At 67.4% G+C, this 12,142-nt stretch carries 11 protein-coding genes; 3 read left to right on the top strand and 8 right to left on the bottom strand.

The window, feature by feature from the left end:
- Positions 1 to 42 precede the first annotated feature (42 nt).
- Together LIW09_RS02875 and gltX are read right to left on the bottom strand one after the other, a co-directional pair.
- Complete coding sequence (locus LIW09_RS02875) at positions 43 to 534, bottom strand: Fur family transcriptional regulator (RefSeq protein ID WP_256646467.1); 492 nt, start codon at positions 532 to 534, stop codon at positions 43 to 45.
- Between the two features lie 9 nt (positions 535 to 543).
- Positions 544 to 1,950 (bottom strand): glutamate--tRNA ligase, encoded by a 1,407-nt coding sequence (gene gltX, locus LIW09_RS02870; RefSeq protein WP_256646466.1) that lies wholly within the window; start codon positions 1,948 to 1,950, stop codon positions 544 to 546.
- A gap of 152 nt (positions 1,951 to 2,102) precedes the next feature.
- On the opposite strand from gltX, the gene LIW09_RS02865 reads away from it, so the two are divergent.
- The gene (locus LIW09_RS02865) at positions 2,103 to 2,825 is read left to right on the top strand and encodes a UDP-2,3-diacylglucosamine diphosphatase (protein ID WP_256646465.1); all 723 of its coding nucleotides are present in this window, start codon (positions 2,103 to 2,105) and stop codon (positions 2,823 to 2,825) included.
- Between the two features lie 12 nt (positions 2,826 to 2,837).
- On the opposite strand, the gene LIW09_RS02860 is transcribed toward LIW09_RS02865, so the two are convergent.
- The 5 genes from LIW09_RS02860 to LIW09_RS02840 all read right to left on the bottom strand — a co-directional run bounded on the left by LIW09_RS02860 (position 2,838) and on the right by LIW09_RS02840 (position 8,253).
- Positions 2,838 to 3,641, bottom strand: coding sequence for a ferritin-like domain-containing protein (locus LIW09_RS02860; protein WP_256646464.1), 804 nt, complete (start codon positions 3,639 to 3,641; stop codon positions 2,838 to 2,840).
- A 92-nt stretch (positions 3,642 to 3,733) separates the two neighbouring features.
- On the bottom strand, positions 3,734 to 5,203 hold the full coding sequence (gene purF, locus LIW09_RS02855; protein ID WP_256646463.1) for an amidophosphoribosyltransferase: 1,470 nt from the start codon (positions 5,201 to 5,203) through the stop codon (positions 3,734 to 3,736).
- Positions 5,204 to 5,230: 27 nt separating this feature from the next.
- Positions 5,231 to 6,238, bottom strand: coding sequence for an SPOR domain-containing protein (locus tag LIW09_RS02850; RefSeq protein ID WP_256646462.1), 1,008 nt, complete (start codon positions 6,236 to 6,238; stop codon positions 5,231 to 5,233).
- A 64-nt stretch (positions 6,239 to 6,302) separates the two neighbouring features.
- Complete coding sequence (folC, locus tag LIW09_RS02845; protein WP_256646461.1) at positions 6,303 to 7,574, bottom strand: bifunctional tetrahydrofolate synthase/dihydrofolate synthase; 1,272 nt, start codon at positions 7,572 to 7,574, stop codon at positions 6,303 to 6,305.
- A gap of 28 nt (positions 7,575 to 7,602) precedes the next feature.
- Positions 7,603 to 8,253 (bottom strand): histidine phosphatase family protein, encoded by a 651-nt coding sequence (locus LIW09_RS02840; RefSeq protein ID WP_256646460.1) that lies wholly within the window; start codon positions 8,251 to 8,253, stop codon positions 7,603 to 7,605.
- Between the two features lie 104 nt (positions 8,254 to 8,357).
- Here LIW09_RS02840 and LIW09_RS02835 point away from each other — a divergent pair, with 104 nt between their 5' ends.
- Positions 8,358 to 8,753 (top strand): DUF3224 domain-containing protein, encoded by a 396-nt coding sequence (locus LIW09_RS02835; RefSeq protein WP_256646459.1) that lies wholly within the window; start codon positions 8,358 to 8,360, stop codon positions 8,751 to 8,753.
- Positions 8,754 to 8,811: 58 nt separating this feature from the next.
- Here the strand turns inward: LIW09_RS02835 and LIW09_RS02830 are convergent, their stop codons facing one another.
- Entirely contained in the window at positions 8,812 to 10,962 is a 2,151-nt protein-coding gene (locus tag LIW09_RS02830) for a S46 family peptidase (protein WP_256646458.1), read from the bottom strand.
- 150 nt (positions 10,963 to 11,112) lie between these two features.
- Between LIW09_RS02830 and tdh the strand changes: the two genes are divergently transcribed.
- Positions 11,113 to 12,135, top strand: coding sequence for an L-threonine 3-dehydrogenase (gene tdh, locus LIW09_RS02825; protein ID WP_256647128.1), 1,023 nt, complete (start codon positions 11,113 to 11,115; stop codon positions 12,133 to 12,135).
- The last annotated feature ends 7 nt before the right edge of the window (positions 12,136 to 12,142 follow it).

The raw sequence follows: 12,142 nt of genomic DNA, 5'->3' as shown, positions 1-12,142 counted from the left end.
CATTCACGAGACGGAAGTCGTCAACATGACTGACGGCAGGGGTCAGGTTGACTTTGCGCATTTCGCGCACAGGCCATGCACTTCCAGCGTCTGCGCCTGGGGCGCGAACCCCAGCGCCCGCGCGGCATCGTCAAGAGATGCAACGATGCTGGCATCCTCCAGCTCGATGGCCGCGTGGCAGCGATTGCAGATCAAGAACGGCACCGAATGCTGTGCGGCGTTCGGATGATGGCAGGCCACGAACGCATTGATCGACTCCAGCTTGTGGATGAAGCCATTGGCCAGCAGGAAATCCAGCGCGCGATAGACCGTCGGCGGCGCCGCGGCGCCCGCGCCTTCGCCGTCGCGCACCCGTTCCAGCAGGTCGTAGGCCTTGATCGGCTTGCCCGCTTCCGCCACCAGCGACAGCACCCGCGCGCGGATCTCGGTCAGGCGCAGCCCGCGCTCGCCGCAGGCACGCTCCACCGCCGACACGAACGCGGCCGCGTCGTGGACGTGGTGCTTGGGATCGGTGCAGACGTGCGTATTGCCCATGAGGATGATTTAAGTGCTGGCGGGAATCATTGCAAGGGCCGCGTCGATCCGGCGCAGCGCTTCCTCGCGGCCGCACAGATACACCGTCCAGCCGATGTCGGGGCTGACCGGCGTGCCGGTGATGGCCACGCGCAGCGGCTGCGCGATCTTGCCCATGCCGATGCCCAGCGCCTCCGACACCGCCTTGACCACGTCATGGATGGGCTCGGCCGCCCAGAGCTCCAGGGCGACCAAGCGCTCGCGCATCTGCGTCAGCGGTGCCCGCGCCTCGGCCTTGAAATGCTTGGCCACGGCGGCTTCGTCGTAGTGCGCCAGCGGGCCGAACCACACCGCCAATTTCTCCGCCATCTCCTTCAGCGTCTGCGCGCGTTCGCGCAGCGCGATCACCAGCTCCGCCGGCTTCGGCCCATTCGCCAGGTCGTAACCGGCCTGCTCCAGGTGCCAAACGAGATACGTGGCGACCGCTTCAGGATCGTCCGACTTCAGGTACTGCTGGTTGAGCCAGCCCAGCTTGGCCGAATCGAGCCGCGAGGCCTTCGCGTTGACGTCGGCCAGATCGAACAGCGACTGCATCTCGGTGATCGAGAACACTTCCTGGTCGCCGTGCGACCAGCCCAGGCGCACCAGGTAGTTCAGCAGCGCGTGCGGCAGGTAGCCGGCGTCGCGGTACTGCATCACGTCGGCCGCGCCGGTGCGCTTGGACAGCTTGGCGCCCTGCTCGTCCAGGATCATCGGCAGGTGCGCGAAGTGCGGCACCGGCGCGCCGAGCGCCCGGTAGATGTTGATCTGGCGCGGGGTGTTGTTGACGTGGTCGTCGCCGCGCACCACGTCGGTGATGCGCATGTCGATGTCGTCCACCACCACCGCGAAGTTGTAGGTGGCATAGCCGTCGCTGCGGAAGATGACGAGGTCGTCGAGTTCGGAATTCGCAATCTCGATGCGGCCCTTGACCTTGTCGTCCCAGGCCACCACGCCGTTCAACGGGTTCTTGAAACGGATGATCCGGTTCGGATCGTCGCGCCAGCCGGCGTTGGCGTCGCGATAGGCGCCGTTGTAGCGCGGCTTCTCGCCCGCGGCGATCAACGCCTCGCGCATCGCCTCGAGCTCTTCCTTGGTTTCGTAGGCGTAGTAGGCGTGGCCGGCCGCGACCAGCTGTTCCGCGACCTGCTTGTAGCGATCAAGCCGATGGGTCTGGTAGATCGGGCCTTCGTCGTAATCCAGCCCCAGCCAGTCCATCGCCTCCAGGATCGCGTCGATGGCCGCCTGCGTGCTGCGCTCGCGGTCGGTGTCCTCGATGCGCAGGACGAACTGCCCGCCCTTGCGGCGCGCCTCCAGCCAGCAGTACAGCGCGGTGCGCGCGCCACCAATATGCAGGTAGCCGGTGGGGGACGGGGCGAAGCGAGTGCGGGTGGTCATGGGCAGGGCATCGAACGGAATGCGCGTATTTTAACTGGCGGACGCCCAGTCCTCCGGCCTGCGACGCGGCGAAGGCGCCAGGCATGCCGCAGCTGCGGCATGCCCAGCCATCGCAGCCTGCCTGCCGCCTCCACCCGTCCTACAATGCGCGGATGACCACCCTGTTCGTCGCCGACCTGCACCTCGACCCGGAGCGCCCGGAGATCACCGCGCTGTTCGGTCGCTTCCTCGATGGCGAGGCGCGCAATGCCGATGCGCTCTACATCCTCGGTGACCTGTTCGAAGCCTGGGTGGGCGACGATGATCCCTCCGAGGCCGGCGCCTTGGTGGCCGGACGCCTGCGCGCGCTGGTCGAGGCCGGCGTGCCGGCGTATTTCATCCGCGGCAACCGCGACTTCCTGCTGGGGGACGCCTATGCCGCCCGCTGCGGCATGACCCTGCTGGACGACCCGACCGTGGTCGACCTGTACGGCACACCCACCCTGCTGCTGCACGGCGACCTGCTGTGCACCGATGACACCGCCTACCAGCAGTTCCGCGCGCAGACGCGCGATCCGCAGTGGCAGGCGCAGTTCCTGGCGCAGCCCCTGCAAGCGCGACTGGCCTTTGCCGCGCAAGCGCGCGCCGCCAGCAAGGCGCGCCATGGCGAACTGGTGGCGAACGGGATGGCCGAAACGATTGGCGATGTTGCCCCGGCAACGGTGCAGGACGCGTTCCAGCGCCACGGCGTGACACGCATGGTCCATGGCCACACCCACCGTCCGGCGATTCACGACGAAGGCAACGGCCGCACGCGCATCGTGCTCGGCGACTGGTACGAACAAGGTTCGGTGTTGCGGGTTGGCCCCGACCAGCTGGAACTGGCCAGCCTGTAAACGCTGCGCCGGTCAGTTCGCTGCGGCCAGCAGGGCAACGAGTTCTTCCGGGTCGAAGCCTGCCTGCAGCCTCGCTTCGGTATTGAACGGCTTGTGCAGCACGCCGCTGGCGTATTCGCGCAGCAACTCGCGGAAGCGCGCGTTCGGCTCCACGCCGGCACGCGCGCAGTACCAACGATACCAGCGGCTGCCGGCAGCGACGTGCGCCACTTCCTCGCGCAGGATGACTTCGAGAATATCGGCAGTGGCGTTGTCGCCCAAACCGCGCAACTTCACGATCATGCCCGGCGTCACATCCAGCCCGCGCGCTTCCAGCACGCGCGGCACCAGCGCCATGCGGGCGAGGCCGTCGTGCGCGGTTTTCTCCGCCATCTCCCACAGCCCGTTATGGGCGTCGAAGTCGCCGTAATCGTGGCCCAGCTCGCGCAGCCGCGCGCGCAGCAGGTTGAAGTGGCGCGCCTCGTCGTTTGCGACCGCCACCCAGTCTGCGCAGTACTCGGGCGGCAACCCGCGGAAGCGATAGACGGCATCCCAGGCCAGGTCCATCGCGTTGAATTCGATATGCGCCACCGCGTGGATGAACGCGGCGCGTCCTTCATCGCTGCCGAAGCCACGGCGTGGCAAATCGCGCGGGTGCACCAGCGTCGGGCGCGCGGGCCGGCCCGGCATGCGAATCGGCTCTGGCGGCGGTGCATCGCCGTCAGTCGCCAACTCGCCGCGCGCGAAGGCGGCGGCCATCGCCAGCGTTAGCGCGGGCTTGTCGTCCGGCGTGGCGGCATCGAGGCAGGCGCGGGCAGCAGTGAATAAGCTCTTCATCGCGAATACGATGATCTCTCGGGGCGAGTACGGGCATGCGTTTCAACCAAGCGAGGTCTGCCGCACGCCGCTGCGAACATCATCGCATCGGGTCAGGAAGCCCGGCGCTTCTTCTTCGCCTCGTCCGAACGCAATTGCTTGATGCGCTCGAAGTAGTCGGCATCGATCCCGGTCACGTACTCGCCGTTGAAGCACGAGCTGTCGAACTTGCGACCCGGGAACTTCGGCCCGGCCACCGCCGCTTCCAGATCGGCCAGGTCCTGGTAAATCAACCAATCGCAGCCCAGCAACTGCTCGATTTCCTGTTCGCTGCGGCCGTGCGCCACCAGTTCCTCGCTGGACGGCATGTCGATGCCATAGACGTTCGGATAGCGCACCGGCGGCGCAGCCGAGGCCAGATAGACCTTCTTCGCGCCGGCGTCGCGCGCCATCTGCACGATCTGCTTGCTGGTGGTGCCGCGCACGATGGAATCGTCCACCAGCAACACCACGCGGTTGCGGAACTCCAGCGGGATCGGGTTGAGCTTGCGCTTCACCGACTTCGCGCGCTCGCCCTGCCCCGGCATGATGAAGGTGCGGCCGACGTAGCGGTTCTTGATGAAGCCCTCGCGGTACTTCACGCCCAGCACGCTGGCGATTTCCAATGCGGAATCGCGGCTGGTGTCGGGGATCGGGATCACCACGTCGATGTCATGGTCGGGGCGCAGGCGCAGGATCTTCTCGCCCAGCGTCACTCCCATGCGCATGCGCGCCTTGTGCACCGAGATGTTTTCGATCATCGAATCAGGGCGCGCGAAATAGACGTATTCGAAAATGCAGGTGGCGTGCGGCGCCGCCGGCGCACATTGTTGTGCGTGCAGTTCGCCATTCGCGGTGATGACGATGCCCTCGCCCGGTGCCACGTCGCGCAGCCGCTCGAAACCCAGCACGTCCAGCGCCACCGACTCGGAGGCGATGATGTATTCCTCGCCCGCCTCGCTGGAACGCTTGCCCAGCACCAGCGGGCGGATGCCGTGCGGATCGCGGAACGCCACCAGGCCAAGGCCAAGCACGGTGCATACCACCGCATAGCCGCCCTTGGCGCGGCGGTTGACGCCTTCCAGTGCGGCGAACACCGCTGCCGGCGAAAGCGCAGCCTGCTTGCCCAGCTCGTGTGCAAACACGTTGAGCAGCACCTCGGAATCGGACTCGGTATTGATGTTGCGCCGATCCTGCTCGAACACCTCGCGGCGCAGCGCGTCGGTATTGGTCAGGTTGCCGTTGTGCGCCAGCGCGATGCCGAACGGCGAGTTGACATAGAACGGCTGCGCCTCATCGCAGCCTTCGCTGCCCGCCGTGGGATAACGGCAGTGCGCGATGCCGAAATTGCCCTCCAGCAAGGCCATCGACCTCGGGTCGAACACATCGCGCACCAGGCCATTGCCCTTGTGTACGCGCAGGTGGGATCCACAGACGGTGGCGATGCCTGCAGCATCCTGGCCACGATGCTGGAGAACGGTCAGGCCGTCATACAACTGCCCGGCCACTTCGCTCTGGCCAACGATACCAACGATGCCGCACATGAGGTTGTTTCCTGTTGAATCCGTGGATCAGGGATGCGGACGCACCATGCCGTCCTTGCCAGCCTTGCTCTTCAGCTGCGCTTGCAGCGCCTCGGCTTCGGCACGGGTGATGACCGGCCCGACGCGCACACGGGTCAAGGTGCCATTGGCCCCCGGCACGGTGTCGGTGAATGCGTTGAAACCCGCCTTGCGCAGCGCATCGCGCTGGGCCAACGCATCCGGCGCGGAGGCAAAAGCGCCGATCTGCACGACAAAGCCGGTGCCCACTGGATTGGCCGGTTTCGCTGCCGGCGGCTGGGCAGGTGCGGCAGGCACCGCAGGCTTGGGCGGCGCAGCAGGCGCGGCTGCCGCGGCCGGCTTGGCTTCCACGTTTGTCGCGACCTTGGCAGCAGGCTTGGCCTCGGGCTTGGCCTCGGGCTTGGCCGCGGCCGCCGGCGCGGGCTTCGATGCGTCCGGCGCAGCCATCGCCGCGGCGGCGGGCGCCTTGGCGTCAGCCGGCAGTGCGGCATCCAACGCGATGACTTTCGCCTCCACGGTGCTGGGCACCTGCCCTGCGCGCAGGCGCGCCGATTCGGCCACCGCACGGTCGGCGAAGGGGCCGATCCGCACGCGCTGCACCTGCCGCCCGCCCAGCGCCACTGCTTCACGATAGCCTGGCAACCCCACGCCGCGCAGCGCCGCGATCACCTTGTCGGCGTCCACATCGCTGGCATAGCTGCCAAAGCCCACCGCATAGCCGCCGGCCGCAACTGCCGCCAATTCGGCCGGAGCGGGCGCCGCGGGCGCATCAGCGGCTGCGGCCGCATCCGTCGGCAACGCCGTCACCCCCGCTGCCGGCGCCGCTGCCGGCACCACCAGCGGAAGATCCTGGCTCACCAGCCCGGACGAGGATGTCGGCTCGGCGGGCACGGTCATCGACACGCCGGTCACCCCGCTGTCGGGCGCAGGTCCCTTGACCAGCAGCGGCAGGAAGATGACCGCCAGCGCGACCAGTACGGCCGCGCCAACCAGGCGCTGTTTCAGCGAAGCATCCATCGGCAGTCCATCCAGGGGTCGCGGTGGCGTCGGGGAGTGGAATTATAGCGGGGTGGCCGCCGCGCTATTCGGCGCGATTCAGCCAATTCAGCGATTGTGCGGCGGCATGGAAGGAGCCGAACACCAGCACGCGCCCGTCCAGTGCCGCATCTGCCAGCGCGGCCTGCAGGGCTGCCTCCACGCCGGCATGCTGCGCGCCGGCAGCCGCCGGGGTGCCTTGCAGGCGCTGCGCCAGTGCCGCCGCATCGGTACCGCGCGAACCCGCGCCCAGCGAGCCGGCCAGATGCCACGCGTCCACCGCATCCGCCAGCGCACTGGCCACGCCCACCACGTCCTTGTCGCCGAGTGCCGCGTACACGGCCAGCGTGCGCCGCTTCGGCTGCGCCCGTAGCCAGCCGGCCAATGCACGCGCCGCTTGCGGGTTGTGGCCCACATCCACCACCACTTCCACGCCGTCGCGCAGGAACCGCTGCAGGCGACCGGCCACTTCGGCATTGGCCACGCCGCGCACGAACGCGTCGTCGTCGATGTGCAGATCCAGCGCGCGCAGCGCAGCGATCGCGCAGGCGGCGTTGCGCAACTGCACCGGCGCCGCCAGCGCGCGCATCGGCATCGGCAGCTGCATCGAATGCCCGACTTCACGCCAGCACCAGGTGGCGGCATCAATCGGCTCGGCAAAAAAGTCGTTGCCGATGCGCCAAGCCGGCGCACCGATCGCGTAGGCATGGCGCAGCACGCTGGCCGGCGGATCGTCGTCGCCCAGCACCAGCGGCTTGAACGGCCGCGCGATGCCGGCTTTCTCGAAGCCGATCGCCTCGGTGTCGGCGCCCAGCCATTGCTGATGGTCCAGATCGACCGTGGTGATGATGGCGGCATCGGCATCGATGATGTTCACCGCATCCAGGCGCCCGCCCAATCCGACTTCCAGCACGGCCAGGTCGAGCGATGCGCGCTCGAACAGCCACAGCGCACACAGCGTGCCATATTCGAAATAGGTCAGCGGGGCGTCCGCGCGCGCTGCCTCCACCGCTTCGAACCCTGCCACCAGCGCGGCGTCGCCGGCGTCTTCGCCATCGATGCGCACGCGCTCGTTGTAGCGATGCAGGTGCGGCGAGGTGTAAGCGCCAACGTGCAGCCCCTGTGCGCGTGCGATGGCCTCGACAAACGCAACCGTCGAGCCCTTGCCATTGGTGCCGGCCACGGTCATGACCTGGTTCGCCGGCCGACCCAGGCCCATGCGTGCGGCGACCTGGCGCACGCGATCCAATCCAAGCGCGATGGCATCTGGATGCTGGCGCTCGATGAATTCAAGCCAATCGGCGAGTGATCGTGGCATGGGCGTCGTGTTGGACCGCTGCTGGCGCCTACAGCGCCCGGTGCTTGGCTTCGCCGAAGAATGCGGTGTGGTGCGCGCAGTCGTTCAGTCGCACGACTTCCAGCGAATCAACGGCATCGCCCTCCAGCAGATTGAGCGTAGCCGGCGCCTGGCGGAAGGTCCACAACCTGGCCAGCGGAATGCCCAGCACCCTGGCCAGCACGACGCGATTGACTGCGTCGTGGGCCACCACCAGCAACGTGTCGTCGGCGGCCAGCCCGGCACAGGCACGGGCGAGCGCCGGCCAGGCACGGTCTTGCACCTGCTGCAGGGACTCGCCTCCCGCACCCGGCATTTGTACCGTCTCCGGTGCATGCCGCCAGGCGTGCAGGCGCTCGGGATCACGCGCAGCGATCTCGCTGGCCAACAGGCCTTCCCATTCGCCATGGCCGATCTCCAGCAGGCCCTCGTCGAACAGCAGCTGCGCCGCGCGCGTCTCGCCCAGCGCAAGCTGCGCCGTGCGGGTGGCACGTGCGAGCGGCGAGGCAACCGCGCGGTCAATGCGCACGCCGGCGAGGCGCTCGCCCAGCGCGGCGGCCTGGGCAATGCCCACGGCGGACAGGGGAATATCCACCTGGCCTTGGTAGCGGCCCTCGGCGTTCCACGGCGTCTCACCGTGGCGGGCAAGCAGGATCTTCATGCGCTGCGCGGCTCTGCGATTGTGCAGCGCACAAGATTAACAGGTTATCCGCCGTTCTTTTGCGGCGTGTAGGCTTGGGCGACCGCAATCAGGGAACTTCCGGCATGCAAGCCAAGGGCGAATTCGAAGTGACGCGCATCCCGCAGGATGAGCTGGACATCGGCAGCGGCGCCACCGTCGGCCATTCCCGCTTCCACAAGCGCTTCCACGGCCCCCTGCAGGCATCCAGCGTGGTGCACATGCTGGCGGTGATGGCGCCGGTAGCGGGGTCCGGCGCCTATGTGGCGATCGAGCGCATCGAAGGCACGCTGGACGGCCGCTCCGGAAGTTTCTACGCCCAGCACAACGGCACCATGGATCGCGGCACGCCCTCACTGGATCTGCGCGTGGTGCCCGACACCGGCACCGGCGAGTTGACCGGCCTGCAGGGCAGGATTGCCATCGACATCGTCGATGGCAAGCATTTCTACACGTTCGACTACGACATCCGGCACGACTGAGCCGCAGGTGGGAACGCCGGCGATGCGCCGGCAGGTCCATGCGGGCGCGCGCTGTCGGCTACTGCGCCGGCAGGCCCATTTCCTGCAGCAGGTTCGGGGCCGGATAGACCTTGGCCAGCAGCCAGCGCAGGTAGCGCATGTCCACGTGGATCGCGCGCTTGTAGCGCGGGTCGTACATCCAGCTGGCGCTGACCGCCTCCCAGTTGCTGTCGAAGTTGAGGCCGATCAACTTGCCCTCCGCATCCAGCACCGGCGAACCGGAGTTGCCGCCGGTGGTATCGAGATTGGTCATGAAATCGACCGTCTGCGTCTTCAGCTCCGCATCCGCCGTGCTGCCGAAATCGCCCCTGGCAATCGCCTCCAGCAGCGGCTTCGGTGCATCGAATGGCACAACGCCAGTGTGCTTTTCGACGATGCCGGCCACCGTGGTCAGCGGGCGATAGTCCACGCCGTCGCGCGGGCTCAGCGCGCTGACCTTGCCGAAGCTCACGCGCAGGGTGGAATTGGCATCCGGATACACCGCGCGGCCCTGCGCATTGCGATAGGCGATCAACGCCTGCATGTATGCGGGCCGTAGCCGCAGCAGTTCACCGGCGCGCTGCTTGGATTCGGCTTCCAGCCGCAGCAGCGCGGGCTGCAGGGTGGCGGCGGCCTTGAGCAGGGCGTCGTCCGATGCGGCCAGTGCGGCGGCATCCAGCTTCATCGCGGCAAGCCGGGTGGCCTCGTCGCCGAGCCGGGTGCCTGCGTACAGCGCGTCGAGGCGCTGCACGGCCTCGGCTTCGCTGGTACCGAACACGGCGTCGACCTCGGCCACGCGCTGCGCCTGCGGCAGCGCGAAGTAGCGCTTCAGTGCATAGCGCAGGGCCGCCTTCTCCACGCCGGGGTCATAGCGGCGCTGCAGTTGCTTGAGGCTGCCTTCGATCAGCGCCTCGTCGCGCTGCTGGTAACCGGTCTCGCGCTGCGCGTCGGCCTTGCCGTGCTCCAGCGCCAGCCGCTGCAACGTGACCGCCGCGCCGAACAAGCCGGGGCGCAGGAACGGCAGGATGAAGTCGCGCTCGCGGCTGGCGTCCGCCGCGTCCAGCTGCGCCTGCAGCGCGCGAATGTCGGCCTGTGCGGGTTTGCTGCCCGGCTGCTTGCCCAGCCATGCCAGCATTGCCGATTCATCTTCGCGGCGCACGCGTATCGCATCACTGCGCCGCAGCCCCTCCAGTTCGCCCTGTGCACGCTTCAACGTGTTCTTGTAACTGGCCACGCTGGAGGCATACAGCACTTCCTTTGCGGCGTCGCCAGCAGTGGCCTGCCCGATGGTGTTGATCAGGCCGTCGTACATCGCCACGCGGCTGGGCAACAGCCAGTCGATCTGGTGGGCGAATTCGGACGCGGTGCGGTGGCGGAAGGTCACGCCGGGATAGCCGGCCAGCATCGCGAAATCACCCGCCTTCACCGGCGCGGTGGAAACACTCAGCCACGCTGGCGGCTGATAGGGCACGTTGTCCCTGGAATAGGCAGCCGGCTTGCCGTCCTGGCCGACATAGGCGCGATAGAAGCTGAAGTCGCCGACATGGCGAGGCCACATGAAATTGTCGACTTCGTCGCCGTAGTTGCCGATCGACACCGGCGGCGCATACACCAGGCGAATATCGCGAAGCTCGAGCTGCTTGATCAGGTAGAAATCACTGCCGTAATACATGTCGGACACGCTGCAGCGATGCCCGGCATCCGCCTCGCACTGCGCGACTTCGGCCTTCTTCGCGGCGTCCACCGCGTCGAAATACGCGCGCCCGGTCTTGCCCTTGGCGTGGGCCAGGATGCGATCGGTGATCTTGTCGAAACCCACCGTCACCCACACCCGCGCCGCCGGACCGGCAGAGACCTCATCGGCATGCGTGGCAGCGATGAAGCCGTCCTGGATCAGGTTCCTCGACGGCGTGGAGTTGAGCTGGATCGCACCCATCGCACAGTGATGGTTGGTCACCACCAGCCCCTGCTTCGACACGAAGCTGGCGGTGCAGCCGCCCAGCGACACCACTGCCGCCAGCGGCGCGCGGGTCACGTCGGCCAGCTGGGCGGGGTCGCCCTTGAATCCGGCGGCTTTCAGCTGCGCGGCCAGCTGCGGCAACTGCGAGGGCATCCACATGCCTTCGTCGGCGTGCGCAAGCGTGCTGGCGAGGGTCAGGGCGAGGGCGATGGTCAATGGGCGGCGGCGCATGCGATCACTCCGGCAATCTAATGAACGCCTATTAGAGCATCCCCGCCGCGCAGCGACCCGTGTCCTTGGTCAGGCAGCGAGTGCGCCGGAGAACGGCGGTAAAATGGCCGCCTACTCCGACGGGTCATGCACATGACGCAAGCAAACACGATGCGCGCGCTGGTCAAGCGCGAGGCCACCAAGGGCATCTGGATGGACGAGGTGCCGGTGCCGACCCCGGGCCCCAACCAGGTGCTGATCAAGCTGGAGAAGACCGCGATCTGCGGCACCGACCTGCACATTTACTTGTGGGATGAATGGAGCCAGCGCACCATCAAGCCGGGGCTGACCATCGGCCACGAATTCGTCGGCCGCATCGTCGAAATCGGCCCGGGCGTGACCGGCTATGACATCGGCCAGCGCGTCTCGGCCGAAGGCCACATCGTCTGCGGGCATTGCCGCAACTGCCGCGGCGGGCGTCCGCACCTGTGCCCGAACACGGTCGGCATCGGCGTCAACGTCAATGGCGCGTTCGCCGAATACATGGTGATGCCGGCATCCAACCTGTGGCCGATCCCGGACCAGATCCCGTCCGAACTGGCCGCGTTCTTCGACCCCTACGGCAACGCCGCCCACTGCGCGCTGGAGTTCGACGTGGTCGGCGAGGACGTGCTGATCACCGGCGCCGGGCCGATCGGCATCATCGCGGCAGGCATCTGCAAGCACATCGGCGCGCGCAACGTGGTGGTCACCGACGTCAACGACTTCCGCCTGAAGCTGGCCGCCGACATGGGCGCCACGCGGGTGGTGAATGTCGCCAACACCTCGTTGAAGGACGTGATGAAGGATCTGCACATGGAGGGCTTCGACGTGGGCCTGGAGATGAGCGGCAACCCGCGCGCGTTCAACGACATGCTCGACTGCATGTACCACGGCGGCAAGATCGCCATGCTCGGCATCATGCCCAAGGGCGCCGGCTGCGACTGGGACAAGATCATCTTCAAGGGCCTGACCGTGCAGGGCATCTACGGCCGCAAGATGTACGAGACCTGGTACAAGATGACCCAGCTGGTGCTGTCCGGCTTCCCGCTGGGCAAGGTGCTCACCCACCAGCTGCCGGTGGAACGGTTCCAGGAAGGCTTCGACCTGATGGAACAGGGCAAGGCTGGCAAGGTGGTCTTGAGCTGGAACTGAGCCCGCA

The sequence above is a fragment of the Thermomonas paludicola genome, from assembly GCF_024498955.1.
Classification (GTDB): Bacteria; Pseudomonadota; Gammaproteobacteria; order Xanthomonadales; family Xanthomonadaceae; genus Thermomonas; species Thermomonas paludicola.
Note: the sequence above shows the minus strand (reverse complement) of the source record. Positions and strands in the feature narration are given on the sequence as shown.

Bases quoted from the DNA above. Each gene is read 5' to 3' on its own strand.
- LIW09_RS02875 (WP_256646467.1), bottom strand. From the start codon at position 534: ATGGGCAATACGCACGTCTGCACCGATCCCAAGCACCACGTCCACGAC.
- gltX (WP_256646466.1), bottom strand. From the start codon at position 1,950: ATGACCACCCGCACTCGCTTCGCCCCGTCCCCCACCGGCTACCTGCAT.
- LIW09_RS02865 (WP_256646465.1), top strand. From the start codon at position 2,103: ATGACCACCCTGTTCGTCGCCGACCTGCACCTCGACCCGGAGCGCCCG.
- LIW09_RS02860 (WP_256646464.1), bottom strand. From the start codon at position 3,641: ATGAAGAGCTTATTCACTGCTGCCCGCGCCTGCCTCGATGCCGCCACG.
- purF (WP_256646463.1), bottom strand. From the start codon at position 5,203: ATGTGCGGCATCGTTGGTATCGTTGGCCAGAGCGAAGTGGCCGGGCAG.
- LIW09_RS02850 (WP_256646462.1), bottom strand. From the start codon at position 6,238: ATGGATGCTTCGCTGAAACAGCGCCTGGTTGGCGCGGCCGTACTGGTC.
- folC (WP_256646461.1), bottom strand. From the start codon at position 7,574: ATGCCACGATCACTCGCCGATTGGCTTGAATTCATCGAGCGCCAGCAT.
- LIW09_RS02840 (WP_256646460.1), bottom strand. From the start codon at position 8,253: ATGAAGATCCTGCTTGCCCGCCACGGTGAGACGCCGTGGAACGCCGAG.
- LIW09_RS02835 (WP_256646459.1), top strand. From the start codon at position 8,358: ATGCAAGCCAAGGGCGAATTCGAAGTGACGCGCATCCCGCAGGATGAG.
- LIW09_RS02830 (WP_256646458.1), bottom strand. From the start codon at position 10,962: ATGCGCCGCCGCCCATTGACCATCGCCCTCGCCCTGACCCTCGCCAGC.
- tdh (WP_256647128.1), top strand. From the start codon at position 11,113: ATGCGCGCGCTGGTCAAGCGCGAGGCCACCAAGGGCATCTGGATGGAC.